This is a genomic window from Pseudomonas sp. TUM22785 (genome assembly GCF_028198105.1).
Lineage (GTDB): Bacteria > Pseudomonadota > Gammaproteobacteria > Pseudomonadales > Pseudomonadaceae > Metapseudomonas > Metapseudomonas solani.
Genome location: NZ_CP116239.1, coordinates 5,057,535 through 5,078,080 on the forward strand (window position 1 = coordinate 5,057,535; position 20,546 = coordinate 5,078,080).

At 65.9% G+C, this 20,546-nt stretch carries 17 protein-coding genes; 3 read left to right on the forward strand and 14 right to left on the reverse strand.

Annotated features, from left to right (window positions below):
• Nucleotides 1–48 precede the first annotated feature (48 nt).
• The 6 genes from astB to PI990_RS22805 form a co-directional block, all read right to left on the reverse strand.
• Nucleotides 49–1,395 carry an N-succinylarginine dihydrolase gene (astB, locus tag PI990_RS22780; RefSeq protein ID WP_271658561.1) on the reverse strand — a complete coding sequence of 449 codons (1,347 nt, stop codon included), beginning with the start codon at nucleotides 1,393–1,395 and terminating at the stop codon, nucleotides 49–51.
• On the reverse strand, nucleotides 1,392–2,855 hold the full coding sequence (gene astD, locus PI990_RS22785; RefSeq protein ID WP_271658562.1) for a succinylglutamate-semialdehyde dehydrogenase: 1,464 nt from the start codon (nucleotides 2,853–2,855) through the stop codon (nucleotides 1,392–1,394). Before astD ends, astB begins: the two co-directional genes overlap by 4 nt.
• The gene (gene astA, locus PI990_RS22790; RefSeq protein ID WP_021218470.1) at nucleotides 2,852–3,877 is read right to left on the reverse strand and encodes an arginine N-succinyltransferase; all 1,026 of its coding nucleotides are present in this window, start codon (nucleotides 3,875–3,877) and stop codon (nucleotides 2,852–2,854) included. The genes astD and astA overlap by 4 nt, the downstream gene beginning before the upstream one ends.
• 77 nt (nucleotides 3,878–3,954) lie before the next feature.
• Nucleotides 3,955–4,971 (reverse strand): arginine/ornithine succinyltransferase subunit alpha, encoded by a 1,017-nt coding sequence (aruF, locus tag PI990_RS22795; protein WP_184487894.1) that lies wholly within the window; start codon nucleotides 4,969–4,971, stop codon nucleotides 3,955–3,957.
• A 148-nt stretch (nucleotides 4,972–5,119) separates the two neighbouring features.
• Nucleotides 5,120–6,340 carry an aspartate aminotransferase family protein gene (locus PI990_RS22800; RefSeq protein ID WP_021218468.1) on the reverse strand — a complete coding sequence of 407 codons (1,221 nt, stop codon included), beginning with the start codon at nucleotides 6,338–6,340 and terminating at the stop codon, nucleotides 5,120–5,122.
• 346 nt (nucleotides 6,341–6,686) lie between these two features.
• Nucleotides 6,687–7,145, reverse strand: coding sequence for a GNAT family N-acetyltransferase (locus PI990_RS22805; protein ID WP_271658563.1), 459 nt, complete (start codon nucleotides 7,143–7,145; stop codon nucleotides 6,687–6,689).
• 164 nt (nucleotides 7,146–7,309) lie between these two features.
• Between PI990_RS22805 and pdxR the strand changes: the two genes are divergently transcribed.
• A complete protein-coding gene (gene pdxR, locus PI990_RS22810; RefSeq protein ID WP_271658564.1) occupies nucleotides 7,310–8,809 on the forward strand; it encodes a MocR-like pyridoxine biosynthesis transcription factor PdxR in 1,500 nt (499 codons plus the stop codon).
• A 340-nt stretch (nucleotides 8,810–9,149) separates the two neighbouring features.
• Here pdxR and argR read toward each other — a convergent pair whose 3' ends face one another.
• From argR to acs, 7 genes are all read right to left on the reverse strand, one after another.
• On the reverse strand, nucleotides 9,150–10,130 hold the full coding sequence (gene argR, locus PI990_RS22815) for a transcriptional regulator ArgR (RefSeq protein WP_031287378.1): 981 nt from the start codon (nucleotides 10,128–10,130) through the stop codon (nucleotides 9,150–9,152).
• 30 nt (nucleotides 10,131–10,160) lie between these two features.
• Nucleotides 10,161–10,925, reverse strand: coding sequence for an ABC transporter ATP-binding protein (locus PI990_RS22820; protein WP_021218464.1), 765 nt, complete (start codon nucleotides 10,923–10,925; stop codon nucleotides 10,161–10,163).
• A gap of 24 nt (nucleotides 10,926–10,949) precedes the next feature.
• Nucleotides 10,950–12,062 (reverse strand): succinylglutamate desuccinylase/aspartoacylase family protein, encoded by a 1,113-nt coding sequence (locus tag PI990_RS22825; RefSeq protein WP_184487891.1) that lies wholly within the window; start codon nucleotides 12,060–12,062, stop codon nucleotides 10,950–10,952.
• Nucleotides 12,063–12,066: 4 nt separating this feature from the next.
• The gene (locus PI990_RS22830; protein ID WP_021218462.1) at nucleotides 12,067–12,765 is read right to left on the reverse strand and encodes an ABC transporter permease; all 699 of its coding nucleotides are present in this window, start codon (nucleotides 12,763–12,765) and stop codon (nucleotides 12,067–12,069) included.
• A gap of 16 nt (nucleotides 12,766–12,781) precedes the next feature.
• Entirely contained in the window at nucleotides 12,782–13,471 is a 690-nt protein-coding gene (locus PI990_RS22835; RefSeq protein WP_021218461.1) for an ABC transporter permease, read from the reverse strand.
• 221 nt (nucleotides 13,472–13,692) lie between these two features.
• A complete protein-coding gene (locus tag PI990_RS22840; protein WP_271658565.1) occupies nucleotides 13,693–14,475 on the reverse strand; it encodes an ABC transporter substrate-binding protein in 783 nt (260 codons plus the stop codon).
• A gap of 836 nt (nucleotides 14,476–15,311) precedes the next feature.
• Complete coding sequence (gene acs, locus PI990_RS22845) at nucleotides 15,312–17,267, reverse strand: acetate--CoA ligase (RefSeq protein WP_271658566.1); 1,956 nt, start codon at nucleotides 17,265–17,267, stop codon at nucleotides 15,312–15,314.
• A gap of 572 nt (nucleotides 17,268–17,839) precedes the next feature.
• Between acs and PI990_RS22850 the strand changes: the two genes are divergently transcribed.
• Nucleotides 17,840–18,196 (forward strand): SMR family transporter, encoded by a 357-nt coding sequence (locus PI990_RS22850; RefSeq protein WP_271658567.1) that lies wholly within the window; start codon nucleotides 17,840–17,842, stop codon nucleotides 18,194–18,196.
• Complete coding sequence (gene mdtI, locus PI990_RS22855) at nucleotides 18,193–18,522, forward strand: multidrug/spermidine efflux SMR transporter subunit MdtI (protein ID WP_271658568.1); 330 nt, start codon at nucleotides 18,193–18,195, stop codon at nucleotides 18,520–18,522. The genes PI990_RS22850 and mdtI overlap by 4 nt, the downstream gene beginning before the upstream one ends.
• A gap of 217 nt (nucleotides 18,523–18,739) precedes the next feature.
• Here mdtI and PI990_RS22860 read toward each other — a convergent pair whose 3' ends face one another.
• Nucleotides 18,740–20,299 carry a sigma-54-dependent transcriptional regulator gene (locus PI990_RS22860; protein WP_271658569.1) on the reverse strand — a complete coding sequence of 520 codons (1,560 nt, stop codon included), beginning with the start codon at nucleotides 20,297–20,299 and terminating at the stop codon, nucleotides 18,740–18,742.
• Nucleotides 20,300–20,546 lie beyond the last annotated feature (247 nt).

Below are 20,546 nucleotides of genomic sequence, written 5' to 3' on the forward strand. Positions count from 1 at the left end.
GTGTAGGCGGCGGCTTCTACTTGAAGCTTGTCGCTTGGCGCTTGCCGCTCAATTCAGTTGAAACGGATAAACGGCGCCCAGTTTAAGGATCTGCGTCAGCTCATCCAATGCCGTGCGGCATTCAGTGAGCAATTGTGGATCAGCCAGGTCGGTTTCGCTCAGGCGATCGCGGTAGTGCTTCTCCACCCAGCCGGTCAGGCTGTCGTAGAGCGAGGGGGTGAGGATCACGCCCTGGTTCACCGCCGCCAGCTCGTCGTCCTTCAGCGCCACGCGCAGGCGCAGGCAGGCGGGGCCGCCGCCGTTCTGCATGCTCTGCTTGAGGTCGAAGACCTTCACCTCGCGGATCGGGCCGTCCTCGGCGGTCAGGGTCTGCAGGTAGTTCCACACCCGCGCGTTGTTGCGGCACTCCTCCGGCACGATCAGCAGCATGCTGCCGTCGGCGCGGCTGAGCAGCTGGCTATTGAACAGGTAGGAACGCACCGCGTCCTCCACCGTCACCGCATCACGCGGCACGCACACGGCCTGGAAGCGGCCACCGACGCGGCCCAGCTTGTCGTGCAGCTCGGCCAGCACCTTGTCGGTGTCGAGGAAGGCGTCTTCGTGGTGGAACAGCACTTCGCCGTTACCCACTGCGATCACGTCGTTGTGGAACACGCCCTGGTCGATCACCGCCGGGTTCTGTTGGGCGTAGACCACGCCGGCCTCGCTCAGCCCGTGCAGGCGTGCGACGGCCTGGCTGGCCTCCAGGGTCTGCCGCGCCGGGTAGCGCGCCGGTGCCGGGAAGCGGCTGTCGAAGGCGCTGCGGCCGAACACGAAGAACTCCACGCCCGCCTCGCCATAGCCCTTGCAGAAACGGGTGTGGTTGGCCGCACCTTCGTCACCGAACTGCGCCACTGCCGGCAGCGCGGCGTGGTGGGCGAAGTGGCGCTCGTTGGCGAACATCGCCCCCAGCACGCGGCTGGTGGTGGGGTGCTCGATGCTGCGGTGGAACTTGCAATTGAGGTTGGCGGCGGTGAAGTGCACGCGGCCGTCGGCAGTGTCGGCACTGGGGCTGACGGTGCAGGCGTTGGCGGTCCACATGCTCGAGGCCGAGCTGCAGGCGGCCAGCAGCGGCATGGCCTCCTTGGCGGCCTTCTCGATCACCTGGGCGTCGGTGCCGGCGAAGCCGAGGCTGCGCAGCGCGGCGACGTTGGGGCGCTCCTGCGGGGCCAGTACGCCCTGCTTGAAGCCCATGTCCATCAGCGCCTTCATCTTCGCCAGGCCCTGCAGGGCGGCTTCCTTCGGACTGGAAGCGGCCTGGCTGTTGCTCTGCGACGCCACGTTGCCGTACGACAGGCCGCCGTAGTTGTGGGTCGGGCCGACCAGACCGTCGAAGTTCACTTCATGGGCGCTCATAGGCTGACTCCAGGCGTCAGGGTTGCAGGCAGGGCAAGGGTTTCACTTTCCAGCGAAGCGACCGGGTAAGCGCAATAGTCAGCGGCGTAGTAGGCGCTGGCGCGGTGGTTGCCCGATGCGCCGATGCCCCCGAAGGGCGCACTGCTTGCGGCCCCGGTCAGTTGTTTGTTCCAGTTGACGATGCCGGCGCGGCTCTCGATGAAGAAGCGCTGGTACAGCTCGCGGGAATCCGACAGCAGCCCGGCAGCCAGGCCGTATTGGGTGGCGTTGGCTTCGGCGATGGCGGCATCGAAATCGGCGTAGCGGATCACCTGCAGCAGCGGGCCGAAGAACTCCTCGTCCGGGCGCTCGGCCACGGCGGTGACGTCGATGATGCCGGGGGTCAGCAGCGCAGCGGTTTCCAGCGGCTGGGACATGGCCAGCAGCACATTGGCGCCTTTGGCGATCAGCTGTTCCTGGGCCTTGAGCAGGTGGCGCGCGGCGTCCAGGGAAATCACCGAGCCCATGAAGGGCGCCGGCTGGGCGTCGAAGGCGCCGACCTGGATGCTCGCCGCCACCGCCACCAGGCGTGCCAGCAGCGCGTCGCCCCAGGCGCCTTGCGGCACCAGCAGGCGGCGGGCGCAGGTGCAGCGCTGGCCAGCGGAGATGAAGGCGGACTGGATGATGGTGTAGACGGCCGCATCGACATCGGCGACCTCGTCCACCACCAGCGGGTTGTTGCCGCCCATCTCCAGCGCCAGGATCTTGTCCGGGCGGCCGGCGAATTGCTGGTGCAGCAGGTTGCCGGTGCGGCTGGAGCCGGTGAAGAACAGGCCGTCGATGCCGGCGCTCGCGGCCAGGGCGATGCCGGTCTCGCGGGCGCCCTGCACCAGGTTCAGCACGCCGGCGGGCAGGCCCGCTTCGACCCAGCACTTGACCGTCAGCTCGGCGACCTTGGGGGTCAGCTCGCTGGGCTTGAAGATCACCGCGTTGCCGGCCAGCAGCGCCGGCACGATGTGGCCGTTGGGCAGGTGGCCGGGGAAGTTGTAGGGGCCGAACACGGCGACCACGCCGTGGGGCTTGTGGCGCAGCACGGCCGTGGCGTCGGCCAGCGGGCCGCTCTTCTCGCCGGTGCGCTCGCGGTAGCTCTGGATGGAGATGGCGACCTTGTTGACCATGGTGGTCACCTCGGTGGCCGACTCCCACAAGGGCTTGCCGGTCTCCTCGCCGATGCAGCGGGCCAGCTCGTCGGCGCGGGTCTTGAGGGTGGCGGCGAAGCGCTCGAGAACGGCGATGCGCGCATCCAGGCTCAGTCGGGCCCAGGCCGGGAAGGCGGCGCGGGCGGCGGCCACGGCGGCTTCGACCTGCTCGGCGCTGGCGCCCTGGCCGCTCCATACGGATTCCTGGGTGACCGGGTTCAGCGAGTCGAAGGCCTCGCCCTGCCCCGCCTGCCAGGCGCCTGCGATGTAATGGGTGCTCATTTGACGGACTCCTTGGCCGACAGCGGCACGGCGCGGACCGAGGCGCCAGCCGAGAGTTTCAGACGCTTGGCGGTATCCGCATCGACCACCAGCGTGCCAGCGGCCAGACGGGCCGGGGCGGCAGTGACGCGGCACTCCTCGCGCTTACGGTTGTGGATCAGGTACGGCGTGGCATCGTCGCCCGGCGTACCCACGGCCAGCACCAGCGTCTGGCTGTCCTGCACGGCGCGGATCTTCGCGGTCTGGCACTCGATGGCGGGGCCGGCGTCGAAGATGTCGACGTAGCCCTGGAAGCTGAAGCCTTCACCCTTGAGCATGGCCAGCGCCGGCTCGGTGTCGGCGTGCACGCGCCCGATCACGTCACGGGCCGCCTCGGAGAGGAAGCAGGTGTAGAGCGGGAACTTGGGCATCAGCTCGGCGATGAAGGCCTTGTTGCCGACGCCGGTGAGGTAGTCCGCGCGGGAGAATTCCATCTTGAAGAAGTGGCGGCCGAGGCTGTCCCAGAAGGGCGAGACGCCGTTCTCGTCGGACATGCCGCGCATCTCGGCGATCACCTTGTCACCGAACAGCTCGGGGAACTCGGCGATGAACAGGAAGCGCGCCTTGGACAGCAGCCGGCCGTTGAGGCCGCTGCGGTAACCGGCGTGAAGGAACAGCGAGCACAGCTCGGAGTTGCCGGTCAGGTCGTTGGCCAGGAACAGCGTGGGGATCTGCCGGTGGATGTTCAGCTCCTGGGAGGCGCTGACGGTGAGCCCGACCCGGTAGTTGTACCAGGGCTCGCGCAGGCCCACGGCGCCGGCCACGGCGGAGATGCCGACCACCTTGCCGTCGTCGTCCTCGAGCACGAACAGGTAGTCCGCGTCGCCCCGTTCGGCTTCGCCGTGGAAGGCCTTCTCCGCCCAGCCGACTCGGTGCGACAGGCGCTCCTCGTTGGCCGGGAGGGTGGTGAGGCCGGCACCGGTGCTGCGCGCCAGGTCGATCAGGGCAGGCAGGTCGGCGCTGCGTACGGGACGAACGATCATAGTGACTCCGTTAGAGCTGCATGCTTCAAGCGGCACGCTGCAAGCCGGCGGCAACGGCCGCCGCTTGGCGTTTCGGTTTAAATCGCTACCAGGCGCACGCTGGCGCCTTCACCCACGCCGAGGGCTTCGGCGATCTCCAGGCTGAGTTCCACCGGCTTGCCGGGCACCCAGTCGAGGTCCGCCACCACGGCGCGGAAGTCCTGCAGCAGGCCGTTGCTCACCAGGTACTGGCGGCCACCCTTCTGCTGCTCGCCGATGCGCACGGGCACGACGCGGCTCTGGGCGATGGAACGGATGCCGGAGGTGCGGGCGTGCAGGGTCGGGCCGCCATCGAAGATGTCGATGTAGTTGTCGGTCTCGAAGCCTTCACGCATCAGGATGTCGAAGGTGATCTGCGCGCGCGGGTGCACCTGGCCCATGGATTCCTGGGCCTCGTCCGGCAGCAGCGGCACGTAGATGGGGTAGTTGGGCATCAGCTCGGCGAGGAAGGTGCGGCTCTTCAGGCCCGAAAGGCGCTCGGCCTCGATGTAGTTCAGGTCGAAGAAGTTGCGCCCCACGGCGTTCCAGAACGGCGATTCGCCCTCGTCGTCGCTGTAGCCGACGATCTCCACCACCACCGCATCGGCGAAGCGCTCCGGGTGGCTGGCCATGAACATCAGGCGCGCCCGGGAGTTGAGCTCGGCGCTGGCGGTGCCCACCAGCTCGCGCTGCACGTAGAAGCTGGTCAGCAGGCTGTTGCCGGTGAGGTCGTGGCACAGCGAGAGGACGTGGATCTTGTTGTGGATCTTCAGCTCGCGCGAGGCGTGCACGAAGGTCTCGTTGCGGAAGCTGTAGAAGGGCTCGGAAAAGCCGGCCGAGGCGACGATGGCCGAACAGCCGACCAGGCGGCCGGTCTCGGTGTCTTCCAGGACGAAGAAATAGCTTTCCTCACCGTTGAAGCTGACTTCCGCCGCGAACGAAGCTTCCGAGGCGGCGATCTTCTCACCAAGGCGCTCGGCGTCGTCCGGCAGCGAAGTGACACCAACGGGGCTGTCCGCAGCCAGGCGCTGAACATCGGCAAGGTCGGCCATTTGCGCGGGGCGCATCACCAGCATGGTGTCACTCCTTCAATAAAGGCTCCGGGCAACCCATGCGAGGTCGGCCGGAGAAAACGGCGGCCAAAAGGCCGCCGATCACGCATGAAAACGTTCATCCCTGGAATCGGAACCGCGGCACAGCCCTGTGCCGCGTATCACCCGGGCCTCAGGCCTGGGTCAGCTTGGCCACGGCGCGCTCGAAGCGGTCCAGGCCCTCGTCGATGTCGGCATCCGGGATCACCAGGCTGGGCGCGAAGCGCACCACATCCGGGCCGGCCTGCAGCACCATCACGGCTTCCTTCTCGGCGGCGTTGAGCACGTCCTTGGCCTTGCCCTTCCAGGCATCGGACAGGGCCGCGCCCAGCAGCAGGCCGAGGCCGCGTACTTCGGTGAAGATGCCGTACTTCTTGCCGATCGCCTCGAGGCGGGTCTTGAAGCGGTCGTGCTTGGCGTTGATGCCGCTCAGCACTTCCGGGGTGTTGATCACGTCCAGCACCGCTTCGGCCACGGCGCTGGCCAGCGGGTTGCCGCCATAGGTGGTGCCGTGGGTGCCCACCACCAGGTGCTTGGCGATCTCGGTGGTGGTCAGCATGGCGCCGATGGGGAAACCGCCGCCCAGGCTCTTGGCGCTGGAGAGGATGTCCGGGGTCACGCCGTAGTTCTGGTAGGCGAACAGCTTGCCGCTGCGGCCCATGCCGCTCTGCACTTCGTCGAACACCAGCAGCGCGTTGTGCTCGTCGCACAGCTTGCGCGCGCCTTCCAGGTAAGCCTGGGTGGCCGGCAGTACACCGCCCTCGCCCTGCACGGGCTCGAGCACCACGGCGCAGGTCTTGTCGGAGATGGCGGCCTTCAGCGCTTCCAGGTCATTGAAGGGCACATGGGTGATGCCCTCGACCTTGGGGCCGAAGCCGTCGGAATACTTGGGCTGGCCACCGACGGTCACGGTGAACAGGGTGCGGCCGTGGAAGCTGTTGGTGGCCGAGATGATCTCGTGCTTCTGCGGGCCATAGACGTCATGGGCGTAGCGACGGGCCAGCTTGAAGGCGGCCTCGTTGGCCTCGGCGCCGGAGTTGGCGAGGAACACGCGCTCGGCGAAGGTGGCGGCCACCAGCTTCTTGGCCAGGCGCAGAGCCGGCTCGTTGGTGAAGACGTTGGACACGTGCCAGATCTTGTTGGCCTGGTCGGTCAGTGCCTTGACCAGCGCCGGGTGAGCATGGCCGAGGGAGTTCACGGCGATACCGCCGGCGAAATCGATCAATTCGCGGCCACTCTGGTCCCAGACTCGCGAACCCTCACCGCGTACCGGAATGAAAGCGGCGGGGGCGTAGTTGGGAACCATCACCTGATCGAAATCGGCGCGCTCGACCTGCGCATGCTCAACGGACATCAGTTTCTCCTGCCATGAACGGCTAGTGATGAAAGGATTGTAGGGACAGATTAGGGGTTGGCATTGCCGCCAAGCGACAACTTCTTACAGCGCCAACCCGCGAAAAACCGAGGCTTTCGTAAATGCGACAGAAAGCTTCGGGAAGGCGCAGTTTAAACGCGGATCGCCACGGGACGCACGGGGCGCAGCGCATCGGTCAGCGGATGACCGGCGAGGCTTCGATGGCGACGCGAATGGCGATCGGCGACTGCCGGAACCGGGCGGTTCCGGCGTCCTTGCAAGGGCCGCTCGCGCAGGCCCGTGGAGCGGAGCCCGAGCGGACTCCGCGAAAGGCACCATCCACCCGCTAAAGCGGCATCCGGTACTCGATCACCCCCGGCCGCTCGGCGATCCAGTCATACAGCCGCTGGGCGGTGTGGTTGCTCTCCTGGGTATGCCAGTACAGCCGGTCGCACTGCCTTTCCCGGGCCTGCCCCTGCACGTACTCGATCAGCCTCTTGCCGATCTTCTGGCCACGCACGCTGGGGGAGACGTAGAGGTCCTCCAGGTAGCAGAAGTCGTTCACGGCCCAGGTCGAGCGATGGAAGACGAAGTTGACGAAGCCGAAGATGTGCTCGCCATCCGTGGCGACGGCGGCCTGGACCGGCTCGCGCTCATCGAAGAACCGCGCCCAGGTCATCCGGGTGACCTCCGGGCTCAGGTCCACGCCATAGAACTCTTGGTACTTGTCCCAGTACTCGGCCCATTTGTCGAAATCTTCCGGCTTCACCGGGCGAACCGAGATGAGTTGCTGCACTGCTGTCATGGAAATGCTCCTGTTTTCCATCCGGGGGGCCCTCCCTCCCGGAACTGCCGATCAAGCGCGGGCCCGCGCTCCTGCGCCGGCTCCACCAGGCTTGACCGTGGCCGTTTTATAGCGCCCTATTGGCCTGATTTTCCCCACCAATATATGCATCAAGAGCAGACCAATTGTTCAAGAACTCCCTGCTGGAATCGGTCAAGGCCCGGCTGGTTCATCCGGAACTCCTGCCATTGCCGCTGCACGCACGGATCCAGCGTGCCCTCCGCCAGCTGATACTGGATGGCGCCCTGGCGACGGGCACGCCACTGCCCGCTTCGCGCCTGCTGGCCAGCTCCCTCGGAGTCTCCCGGGACACCATCGAGTCCGCCTACGGCCAACTGCATGCCGAAGGCTTCATCGAACGCCGGGTCGGCAGCGGCAGCTTCGTGGCCGAAGCCACCCGCTTGTTGCCCGGCAGGCCCGCCGCGCGGCGCACACGCAAGACAACGGAGGAAGGGCCCGGGCTGAGCAGGCGCGGCCAGGCCATGCTGCGCCAGGGCGGCGTGCGCGAGCACCTCGCACCCCGCCCCTTCGCCCATGGCGTGCCCGAGACGCGCACCTTTCCGTTGCAAACCTGGGAGCGCCTGCAACGCCAGGCGCTGAAGGAGTTCGGTTCGAAAGCCTTGCTGCATGGCGACCCCCAGGGCCTGGAGCCGCTGCGTCGGGCCATCGCCGACTACGTCAACCTGGAACGTGGCGCCCGCACCACGGCAGACCAGGTGCTAGTGCTCACCAGTTCCCAGCAGGCGCTCGGGCTGTGCGCCACCGTGTTGCTGGACGCGGGCGAGCGGATATTCATCGAAGACCCGGCCTACTACGGTGCCCGCAAGGCCTTCGAAGCCGCAGGGCTCGCCTGCCAGGCCATCCCCGTCGACGCAGAGGGCCTGCAGGTGGACCGACTCCTGGCTCACCCCCATCCCGCCAAGGCGGTGTACCTGACGCCGTCACACCAGTTCCCGACGGGCGCGACGCTTTCCCTGGAGCGGCGCCTGGCCCTGATCGAATGGGCCAAGCGGGAACAGGCCTGGATCATCGAGGACGACTACGACAGCGAATTCCACTACGCCGGCCGGCCGACCGCCTGCGTCCAGGGCCTGGATGCGCACGAGCGGACGCTCTATATAGGCACCTTCACCAAATCGCTGTTTCCGGGATTGCGCATCGGCTACCTGGTGCTGCCGCCGGCGCTGGTGGAGCCCATGACCGTCGCCCGCACCCTGCTGGACGGCCACACCGCGTCCATCTCCCAGCTGACCCTGGCGCGCTTCATCAGCGGCGGGCACTTCGGCGCCTACGTCCGCAGCATGCGCACCCTCTACGCCGAGCGCCTGGCCCTCCTCGCGGAGCTGCTGGAAAAGAGACTGGGCACGCTGATCGAACCCCATGTTCCGGCCGGAGGATTACAGATGCCCTGCCTGCTCACCGGGGACCTGCCCGAAGCCACCGCCGTCACCGCCGCGCGCAACACGGGCATCGAGCTGCTGGGGCTGAGCGGGCTGTATGTCGAGCGCCCGGCGCAGCCGGGCTTCCTCATGGGCTTCGCCGCCTACACCCCGGAAGAGCTCACGCGTGCGGTCGCCACGCTGGAACGCTGCCTAGGTGCGGCCAGCAGGAAACGGACTCCGTAGGTTGGCGCCAAGCGCAGCGCGGCCCAGCGGGCGGTGTATGGACGTAAAGAACGCAGACTTGCTTTGGTCCCTACAAGGGGTGCGCAGGCAGACTTCGGAGCTTGGACGTAGGGTGTGGGTGTGCCGCGCGCACCTGGGGAGCCTGCCGGAAACACCGTGCGGCGGTGCGCACGGCACACCCTACGGCACGAGTTCATCCTGCTGAGCGCTCAATTCAAACCTTCACAGGCAGCGCCGATGACTCATGACCACGCCCTGAGGACGTAATTTCTCAGGTTCAAGTGAAGGAAAGGGACAGGCCAGACACCGGGCAGGCACGACGCCCACCCGGTGCGGGCGATCAACCGCGCTCGGCGAGGGCCGGCTGGTTGTCGAAGGGGCCGCTGCTGCGGCGCTGGTTGCGGTCTTCGCGGGGGGTGACGCCGAAGAAATTGCGGTAGGCGCTGGAGAAGTGCGGGCCGGAGGAGAAACCGCAGGACAGGCCGATCTGGATGATCGACTTGCTGGTCTGCATCAGCATCTGCCGGGCCTTGTTCAGGCGCAGCTCCAGGTAGTACTGGCTGGGCACCCGGTTGAGGTACTGCTTGAAGATGCGCTCCAGCTGGCGCCGCGACACGCACACGTGCTGGGCGATCTCGTCGGTGGTCAGCGGCTCCTCGATATTGGCCTCCATCAGCAGCACCGCCTGGGTGAGCTTCGGATGGCTGGAGCCGAGGCGGTTCTGCAGCGGAATGCGCTGACGCTCGCCGCCTTCGCGGATGCGCTCCACCACCAGTTCCTCGGACACCGCGCCCGCCAGCTCGGCGCCGTGGTCACGGGCCAGCACCGCCAGCAGCAGGTCGAGGACCGAGAGGCCACCACAGGCACTGAGGCGATCACGGTCCCAGTCGAACAGGTGGCTGGTGGCGATGACCTTGGGGAAGCGCTCGGTGAAATCGTCCTGCCAGCGCCAGTGCACCGCAGCGCGGTAACCGTCGAGCAGGCCGAGCTGGGCCAGCGGATAGACACCCGCGGAGAGGCCGCCGATCACGCAGCCGGAACGCACCAGCTGCTTGATCGCCGCCGACAGCGCAGCCGACATCGGCGCCGGCGGTTCGTCGGCCAGCAGGAACAGCCGCGTGAGGCCTTCGAGCTTGCCGGTCCAGGCTTCGCCGGGCAGGCGCCAGGCGCCCTCGGCAGGTGTTTCGGCCTGGAGGAAGTGCAGCTCGTAAACCACGTCGGAGTGCAGGCGTTGAGCGACGCGAAGTGCTTCCTCGGCCAGCGCCAGGGTCATGGCCTTGGTGCCGGGCCAGAGGAGAAAACCGATTCGATGGGCAGTCATGGCAGGCAGCTTAGCCGCAGTTGGCATTAATTACTTCAGGCTCCCCGAGAGGAACTGCTTGAGGCGCTCGGATTGCGGATTGGCCAGCACTTCGCGTGGGCAGCCGGTCTCTTCGACCACGCCCTTGTGCAGGAAGATCAACTGGTTGGAAACCTCGCGGGCGAAGCCCATCTCGTGGGTCACCACCACCATGGTGCGGCCTTCGGTGGCCAGGTCCTTCATCACCTTGAGCACCTCGCCCACCAGCTCGGGGTCGAGGGCGGAGGTGGGTTCGTCGAACAGCATCACCTCGGGCTCCACGGCCAAGGCACGGGCGATGGCCACGCGCTGCTGCTCGCCGCCGGACATGTGTGCCGGGTAGGCGTCCTTGCGGTGCGCCACGCCCACCTTGGCCAGGTAATGCTCGGCCTTCTCGATGGCTTCCTTCTTCGGTACGCCGAGCACGTGCACGGGCGCTTCGATGACGTTCTCCAGGGCGCTCATGTGCGACCACAGGTTGAAGTGCTGGAACACCATCGCCAGGCGCGAGCGCATGCGCTGCAGCTGCTTGGGCTCGGCCGCCTTGAGGCCGCCGTCGCGGTTGGCCACCAGCTTCAGCTCTTCGCCGTTGAGCAGGATCTTGCCGCCATGGGGCTGCTCGAGCATGTTGATGCAGCGCAGGAAGGTGCTCTTGCCCGAGCCGCTCGAGCCGATGATGCTGATCACGTCACCCGCCTTGGCCGCCAGGGATACGCCCTTGAGGACTTCATGGCTGCCGTAACGCTTGTGCAGGTCTTGGACTTCCAGTTTGTACATGGTCTCGGTCTCGATGCGAATGGATCAGTCGCTCAACAAGCGTCCCTGACGAATAGGTACATGGCCGGCCACCTTGGCCAGCCACAGTCCGGGCTGCGCAAAACGCAGGCGTTCGCGCACATACAGCACACCACCGGTGGAGGCACGCACCACGCTGTGGCGGTCATCCAGGGGGTCGATGACTTCGAACAGCGGATCACCCGCCTCGACCATCGCGCCCACCGGCTGCAGGAAACTCACCACCCCGGCATGGGGGGCATAGGCATATTCGGCGCCCTCGAAGGGCGTCACCTCGCAACGGGGCGCGGGCGCCGGCGGCCATTCGCCGCTGATCAGCCCCTGCCCGGCGAGGAAGGCGAGGATGGCTTCGCAGCTGGCTTCGGCGCGCTCGCGCTCGGTGTCGGCCATGCCGCCCAGCTCCACGGTCGCTGCCACACAGGCCAGCGGGATGGCGCAATCAGGGAAGCGCCGCTGCAGGCGCAGCCAGGCCATGGAGCAGGCCTCGTCGAAGGAGCTGGCGCCGGAATCCTCGGCCACCAGCATGGCGCCGGCCCCCAGGCGCGCGCCCAGCGGGCCGAAGGCGTCCGCCTGCTGGGGAATCATGTAGAGGTGCATCACCGCGTCGAAGTCGCAATGCAGGTCGAGCACCAGGTCGGCGTCGCAGGCATGGCGCAGCAGCAGGCGCTGCAGGCCCTGGAGCTCGGAGACGGCCGGCGCCAGGCCATCGAGGGCCTGGTGCATGGCACTGCGGATCAATTGCACGTTGGCCGCCACGTCGCTGCCCAGGCGCCCATCGAGGGCGGGCGCCACCAGCTCGGCGAGGTCGGCGAAATCACGGTTGAAGTTCTTGCCGCTGGCGAACTCGAAACGGCCCTGGTGGCTGGCCTGGAGCACCTGCCCCAGGCCGATGGGGTTGGCCACCGGCACCAGTTCGACCACGCCGGCCAGGCGCCCTTCGGCTTCCAGCTCGGCGAGGCGCTTCTTCAGCGCCACCGCCACCCGCATGCCCGGCAACTCATCGGCATGCAGCGAGGCCTGGATATAGGCCTTGCGCGCGCCGCTGCCGAAACGGAAAACCGTCAGCTCGCGGCGGGTACCGGGGGCGCCCCAGGGCAACAGGTGGTCGATGCGCTGCATGGGGTCAGGCCTTGCGCGGGGCCATGTAGGCCAGCCAGCGGCGCTCGGCCAGCTTGAACAGGCGCACCAGGATGAAGGTCAGGCACAGGTAGAACAGGCCGGCGGTGATGAAGGCCTCGAACGGCAGGTAGTACTGCGAGTTCACGGTGCGCGCGGCGCCGGTGATGTCGATCAGGGTGACGATGGAGGCGAGGCTGGTGGTGTGCAGCATCATGATCACCTCGTTGCTGTACTGCGGCAGCGCGCGGCGCAGCGCCGACGGCAGCAGGATGCGGCGGTACAGCTTGGCCCGCGACATGCCGATGGCCTTGGCGGCCTCGATCTCGCCATGGGGCGTGGCCTTGATGCTGCCCGCGAGGATCTCGGCGGTGTAGGCGCTGGTGTTCACGGCGAACGCCAGGCAGGCACAGAAGGTGGCATTGGACAGGTAGGGCCAGAGCACGCTCTCGCGCACCCAGGCGAACTGGGCCAGGCCGTAGTAGATGAGGAACAGCTGCACCAGCATCGGGGTACCGCGGATGACATAGGTGTAGAGCCAGGCCGGGAAGTTCACCGCCGGCTGCTTGGAGACCCGCATCAGCGCCAGCGGCACGGCCGCCAGCAGACCCAGGGCGAGGGAGATCGCCAGGAGCTTGAGGGTAACCAGCACGCCACCGAAGTAGAGCGGCAGGTTTTCCAGAATGACGTTGTAGTCGAAGATCACGCGTGCGCCCTCTTGATCACAGCTCGGCGGCTTTGATGCCGGCGGAATAGCGTTTTTCCAGGAAGCGCAGGGCCAGCAGGGAAACGCTGGTCAGCACCAGGTAGAGCGCAGCCACGGCCAGGTAGAAGGTGAAGGGCTCGCGGGTCGCGTCCGCAGCGCTCTTGGCCTTGAACATCATGTCTTGCAGGCCGACCACCGAAACCAGCGCGGTGGCCTTGGTCAGCACCAGCCAGTTGTTGGTGAAGCCGGGAATGGCCAGGCGGATCATCTGCGGCACCAGCACGCGGAAGAACACCTGGCGGCCGCTCATGCCGTAGGCGAAGCCGGCCTCGCCCTGCCCTTTCGGGATCGCCATGAAGGCGCCGCGGAAGGTCTCGGACAGGTAGGCACCGAAGATGAAGCCGAGGGTGAAGACCCCGGACCAGAACGGATCGAGATCGATGTAATCCTCGTAGCCGACCAGGGGCGCGACCATGTTCACCACCTGCTGGCCGCCGTAGAAGATCAGCAGGATCAGCACCAGGTCGGGAATGCCGCGGATCACCGTGGCATAGGTCTCGCCCAGCAGCGCCAGCCAGCGCACCGGCGACAGGCGGAACGCCGCGCCGACCAGGCCCAGGACGATGGCCATCGACATGGACGACAGGGCCAGCAGAAGGGTGAGCCAGGCACCATCGAGAATGGTCGAGCCGTAGCCGTTGAGCATGTTCAGGTCCTCATGCAGCGCCCCGGCTGGAACCGGACAGCACCGCTGCAACGAAAAAGTGGCACAACCTGCAGGTTAGCCGCGAACCGTGGAGCCTGGTGTCGCGCCGCTGTGGTCGCCTGCTGGCGACCTCAACATCCTGGTTGTGCCACTTCCGGGGAAAGGCAGCCTTTTCGATATGTCACTGAAACCTGGGCGAGGCGCCGGTCTTCAGCGTTCTATCAGTTGCCGTAAACGTCGAACTGGAAGTACTTGTCCTGCACTTCCTTGTACTTGCCGTTGGCGCGGATGGCGGCGATGGCGGCAGTGATCTTGTCGGCCAGGGCTTTGTCGCCCTTGCGCACGGCGATACCGGCGCCCTCACCGAAGTACTTCGGATCGGTGTAGTCCGGGCCTACCAGGGCGAAGCCCTTGCCGGCTTCGGTCTTGAGGAAACCGTCGTCGATGTTCACGGCATCGGCCAGGGTCGCGTCGAGGCGGCCGGAGGTCATGTCGAGGAAGACTTCGTTCTGCGAGCTGTAGCGCACCACTTCGATGCCGGCCGGGGCATAGACCTCGGTGGCGAAACGGTCGTAGGTGCTGGCGCGCTGCACGCCAACCTTCTTGCCCTTCAGGTCCACCATCGGGTCGTTGATCACGGTGCCGGCCTTCATCGCCAGCTTGATCGGGGTCTGGTAGTACTTGCCGGTGAAGTCCACGGACTTCTTGCGCTCGTCGGTGATGGTCATCGAGGACAGGATGGCGTCGAACTTGCGCACCTTGAGGGCCGGGATCAGACCGTCGAATTCCTGCTCGATCCATTTGCACTCGACCTTCATCTCGGCGCACAGGGCGTTGCCGATGTCGTAGTCGAAGCCGGTGATCTTGCCGTCCGGAGTCTTGTAGGCGAAGGGCGGGTAGGCCGCTTCGATACCGATGCGCAGGGGTTTGGCTTCATCGGCCACAGCAGCCAGCGGCGACAACAGGGAAAGCGCCATGGCGCCGAGAAGTGCGATCTTCTTCATCTTTTGACTCCTACGAATGGGTATGGCTTCTGCTGGCAGAGTGAGAAAGTGCCCAGGCCTTCGATGAATTGTAGAAAGAGGCGCCGGGTTTACCTTGATCGATCTCAGGGAAAATGGCCGTGGCCGGGTGAGCGGCATTCTAGCGACAGCCCTAAAGTCGATATTTCTTCAATGCGACAACAAATTACAAAAGGCCAGGACGGCCAGGGCGGGCGGGTTGACAGTCTCTTGCCGATATGCAAGAGCCAGAAAGACGTTAAACCGAATGAAACAGCAATTACCGCGCCAACAAATAGATCCCCCTTTATCCACAAGGCTTTCAGCCTTGGAGCGATTTTTCCCGAGCGGACTTTCCCGCCCTCATTCGAGGCAGGGTGTTCCCTGTCGCCCCGTTTCGGCGCAACGCGTAACAGCGCCAGCGTTACCCTGACCGGGCAGTCCGGCACTTGGCCGCACAAACTTCTTTCGCCGATATAAATCAGTCGCTTGGCGTCGTCGCCGACACGACCCAGTGACCAAGCCCCCCGCAAGTGAAAATCCACGTTCTTAGAACGTGGCTTTGCTTTTGGTCCCCTAGAAGGGGGCAATCAGGCAGCCGCCGCTCACTTCGGACGTAGGGTGTGCTGCGCGCACCTCGGACTCGCCGGAAGCACCGCGCGGAGGTGCGCACGGCACACCCAACGACACGCGTTCATCCTGCAGGGCTCTCCATTCAAATCGTCACAGGAAGAACCGATGACCACGCCCTAAGGACGTGGTTTCCCAAGTTCAAATGAAAACGCCCCGCCGCGGCTTGTGGCCGGGGCGGGGCGTGGGTGTTGCGCGCAGACGCCGGGTCAGGCGGCCTGCATGGTGCGGTGGGTATCGATGAGGTGCTGCACCACGCCGGGATCGGCCAGCGTGGAGATATCGCCGAGGGTGTCGTACTCGGCCACGGCGATCTTGCGCAGGATGCGGCGCATGATCTTGCCCGAGCGGGTCTTGGGCAAGCCCGGTGCCCACTGGATGACGTCCGGCGTGGCGATGGGGCCGATCTCGCGGCGTACCCACTGCTTGAGCTCCTGGCGCAATGCCTCGGAGGATTCCACGCCGGCGTTGAGGGTGACGTAGACGTAGATGCCCTGCCCCTTGATGTCGTGGGGGACGCCGACCACGGCGGCCTCGGCGACTTTCGGGTGGGCGACCATGGCGCTTTCGATCTCGGCGGTCCCCATGCGGTGGCCGGAGACGTTGAGCACGTCGTCGACGCGGCCGGTGATCCAGTAGTAGCCGTCTTCGTCGCGACGGGCGCCGTCACCGGTGAAGTACATGCCCTTGAAAGTCTTGAAGTAGGTGTCGACGAAACGGTCGTGGTCGCCGTACAGGGTACGGGCCTGGCCCGGCCAGGAGTCGATGATCACCAGGTTGCCTTCGGCGGCGCCCTCGATCAGGTTGCCCAGGTTGTCCACCAGGGCCGGCTGCACACCAAAGAAGGGGCGCGCGGCGGAGCCCGGCTTCAGGGCGTGGGCACCCGGCAGCGGGGTCATCAGGCAGGCGCCGGTCTCGGTCTGCCACCAGGTGTCGACGATCGGGCAGCGGGACTGGCCGACGTTCTCGTAGTACCAGTGCCAGGCTTCCGGGTTGATCGGCTCGCCCACCGAACCCAGCAGGCGCAGGCTGGAGCCATCGGCACCGGCCACGGCGGCCTTGCCCTCGGCCATCATCGCGCGGATGGCGGTGGGGGCGGTGTAGAGGATGTTGACCTTGTGCTTGTCGATGATCTTGGCGACGCGGGAAACATCCGGGTAGTTCGGCACGCCTTCGAACATCAAGGTCGTGGCGCCGTTGGAAAGCGGCCCATAGACCAGGTAGGTGTGGCCGGTGACCCAGCCGATGTCGGCGGTGCACCAGAAGACTTCGCCCGGACGGTAGTCGAACACGCGCTCATGGGTCAGCGAGGCGTAGACCAGGTAGCCGCCGGTGGTGTGCAGCACGCCCTTGGGCTTACCGGTGGAGCCGGAGGTGTAGAGGATGAACAGCGGGTCCTCGGCGCCCATTTCCTTCGGCAGGCACTGGCTGGAGGCGACCTTCATCAGGTCCTCGTACCAGACGTCGCGGTGCGGGTTCCACTTGATGTCCGAACCGGTGCGCTTGACCACGATCAGCTTCTGCACGCTGCTGGTCTCGGGGTTGGTCAGGGCGTCGTCGACATTGGCTTTCAGCGCTGTCTTCTTGCCGCCGCGCAGGCCTTCGTCGGCGGTGATCACCACCTTGGACTTGCAGTCGATGATGCGACCGGCCAGGGCTTCAGGAGAGAAGCCACCGAAGACCACGGAGTGGATCGCGCCGATACGGGTACAGGCGAGCATGGCCACCACCGCCTCGGGGATCATCGGCATGTAGATGGTGACCACGTCGCCACGGTGCACATCCTGGCCGCGCAGGGCATTGGCGAACTTGCACACTTCAGCGTGCAGTTCGCGGTAGGTGATGTTGCGGTGCTCGGACGGGTCGTCGCCTTCCCAGATGATCGCCAGCTGGTCGCCGCGCTCGGCGAGGTGACGGTCCAGGCAGTTGGCGGAAAGGTTGAGGGTGCCGTCGGCGAACCACTTGATGTCGACGTGGTGGTCGTCGAAGGAGGTCTGCTTGACCTTGGTGAACGGCTTGATCCAGTCGATGCGCTGAGCCTGCTCGCGCCAGAAGCCGTCGGGGTTGATCACCGACTGCTGGTACATGGCCTTGTAGGTCGCCTCGTTGGTCAGCGACTTTTCAGCCACCTCGGGACGCACCGGATACAGTGAAGCAGCACTCATGTTCATACCTCGACGGGCAGTTGTTTTTGTATGCCGCCTTTTGTATCCCCCGCCTCCCTGTAGGGCCATTCGACCATGGTCTTACCGCATACGGACTATGGTCTAAGGCCGCCGCAAAGCCCTGGTAGCAAGGCCCGCCCGGGCGGGCATGCATCGCGCGCCCAGCCGCACAACGCTCCCCCCAGCAGGCCGAATCGGCCAACAGCGCTACGAACGCTCCCCGCAGTGCGAAATGGCTGACGCCTGCGCATTAAAACGAACACCCATCCAGCAGAAAAATAGACAAAAGCGCCACATCCGGCCAATTCAGACGGAAATATTTAGCCAAATTCTATCGATTGCCTTCAGTCGATTCCAAATGGTAATTTTTCGTTCATTATGTCGAACACAAAACCCTACTCCCTGCACTTTTCCCGTCTGGTGTCCCGTGAAGGCCACTGGACCGGCGACCTCTAGCCCTCCCCTCTTCCATCGAAGGCCACACCGGGATCTCCCCGCGCTGGCCATCCACCGAGATTCCCCGCGCCCGTCCAACGAATGACGGCGCTTTTGCACGCCCATGGGAGGGCACCATGCGTTCCTGGATTTACCTGCTCACGGCGATCTTCTTCGAAGTCGTCGGCACCACCTCGATGAAATTCGCCACCGAACAGGCGCCCCTGCTCGGCTACCTGCTGATGTACGCGCTCATCGGCCTGTCCTATTTCTTCCTCGCCCTGGCGGTGAAGCGCGTCCCGGTGGGCGTCGCCTATGCGCTGTGGGAAGGCATCGGCATCGTCCTGATCACCGCCGTCAGCGTCGCCTGGCTGGGGGAAAGCCTGGGCCTGGCCAAGGCCCTCGGCCTGGGCGTGATGATCGTCGGCATCCTGCTGATCAAGTCCGGCACCCGCGCCACACCCACGGCCCGTGGCCAGGAGGTGATGGCATGAACGGCGTGACCTGGATCCACTTCGCCTGGCTGGGCCTGGCCATCGCCCTGGAAGTGCTGGCCAACGTATTGCTGAAGTACTCCGACGGCTTCCGCCGCCGTGTGCTCGGCGCCGTCTCCATCCTCTGCATACTCGCGGCCTTCACCGCCCTGGCCCAAGCGGTGCATGGCATCGACCTGTCCCTGGCGTACGCCATCTGGGGCGGCTTCGGCATCCTCGCCACGGTCGCCCTGGGCTGGGCGCTGTTCGGCCAGCGCCTGGCCTGGCAGGGCTGGGTCGGCCTGGTCATGCTGGTGCTGGGGATGGGCCTGCTGAAACTGGCGTGACCAGCCCTCTGCGGAAGGGCAGATCGCAGGCAAAAAAATGGGCGACCTCAGGGTCGCCCTATCAATCATTCCGGGAGAGGAATGTAGAAACGCTTGTGTCCGCATCACGCAAGATTCAGACAGCGCCCTTTTTACGCTCCCGCCTCCGTGCCAGCCATTGCACCAAGGTCTAACAGGCCTGTTAAAAACGTAAGCGAGGCAACCCAGTTGGTTTTTCCTAAGCCTCCTCGCGACCCAGGCCATGCTGGCGCAACTTATTGGCAATGGTGGTGTGGGACACCCCCAGGCGCTTGCCCAGTTGGCGGCTGCTGGGGTGGTCGGCGAACAGGCATTCCAGCACCGCCTTTTCGAAGCGCCCGAGAATGGCGTCCAGCCCGCCGTCGAGGGAGAAATCCCCCAGGGGCTGCGGCGCGCCGTAGTGCGGCAGGCGGATGTGCTCGGGCTTGACCGTGCCGCCCTCGCACAGGGAAACCGCCTGGAACAGCACGTTCTCCAGTTGCCGCACGTTGCCCGGCCAGTGGTAGTGGCCGAGGCGCTCCAGGGCCTGGGGTGCCAGCCGCGGCAAGGCACAGCCGATCTGCCGGCTGGCCGAGTCGAGGAAGTGCTCCACCAGCGGCGGCAACCCGTCCAGGCATTCGCGCAGCGGCGGGATGTGCAGCGACAGCACATTGAGGCGGTGGTACAGGTCCTGGCGGAATTCACCCCGCGCGCAGAGCTCGGACAGGTCCACCTGGGTGGCGCAGATCACCCGCACATCCAGGTACACCTCCTCGTCGCTGCCCACACGGCGGAAGCAGCCGTCCTGGAGGAAGCGCAACAGCTTGGCCTGCAGGCGCGGGCTCATCTCGCCCACGCCGTCGAGGAACAGCGTGCCGCCGGCGGTCAGCTCCAGCAGCCCCAGCTTGCCTTCCGGCCGTGCGCCCTCGAAGGCCCCCGGGCCGTAGCCGAACAGCTCGGTCTCGGCCATGGATTCCGGCAGGCCGGCGCAGTTCAGCGCCATGAAGGGCGACTGCCCGCGCGGGCTGGCCAGGTGGCAGGCGCGGGCCAACAGCTCCTTGCCGGTGCCGGTCTCGCCCTCGATCAGCAGCGGGGCGTCCAGGGGCGCCATGCGCCTCGCCTCACGCACCACGGCGGCCATCACCCGCGAACTCTGGAAGATGCTGTCGAAGCCACGCAGCTCCTGCTTGCGCACATGGTAGATACGCTCACCCACGCGGTCGGCGCGGTGCAGGGTGAGCACCGCACCGGCCAGGGCCTCGCTCTCGTCGTGTTCGGATTGCAGCGGCGCGATATCGGCGAGGAACACATCGCCCCGCACCTTCACCCGCAGGCCGTTGATGCGCGCCTTGTTGGCCCGCACCAGCTCCGGCAGGTCGAAATCCTCGGTGTAGCGCGACAGCGGAATGCCCGGCACCTCGTCCACGCGCACGCCCAGCAACTGCGCAGCGGCGCGGTTGGCGGCGACGATGGAGCCGCCCATGTCGATGGACAGCACCGGGAACTCCAGCGCGCCGAGCAGCGCGTTCAGCTCCAGATGGCGGCGTTCGCTGGGCATCAGGCCCACGCGCTTGACGCCGAACACGCCAGGGATGTCCTCCAGCTTCGGCCGCAGGGACTGCAGCTGCAGGTTGATCAGGTTCGGGCAGAGCAGGTAGATGGCGTTGCCCTGGTCGCCGCCGACTTCGCCGCGGTTGACGTTGATGCCGTAGTCGACGAGCAGGTTGAGGATGTCGCGCAGGATGCCTACGCGATTCTGGCAATGGACTTTGATACGCATGCGGCACCCCGGAAACGGGTTCTTGTCTGGGGCTCGGTGCTGAAAATCAGCATCCTGCCCGATTTTTCCGTCAAGAATATGTGACGAATCCATCCACCAGCAAGATGACTCCGCCTAGCTTTCGCAAAATCGTAAACATTTCTTTACGGAAACACCGCCACTGCTCCCCTGCCACTCCCTGCCGCCCGGCTGCACAGCGCAATGAACCGGGTTATCCATGGCCTAACACAACAACAAAGCCCCGCCC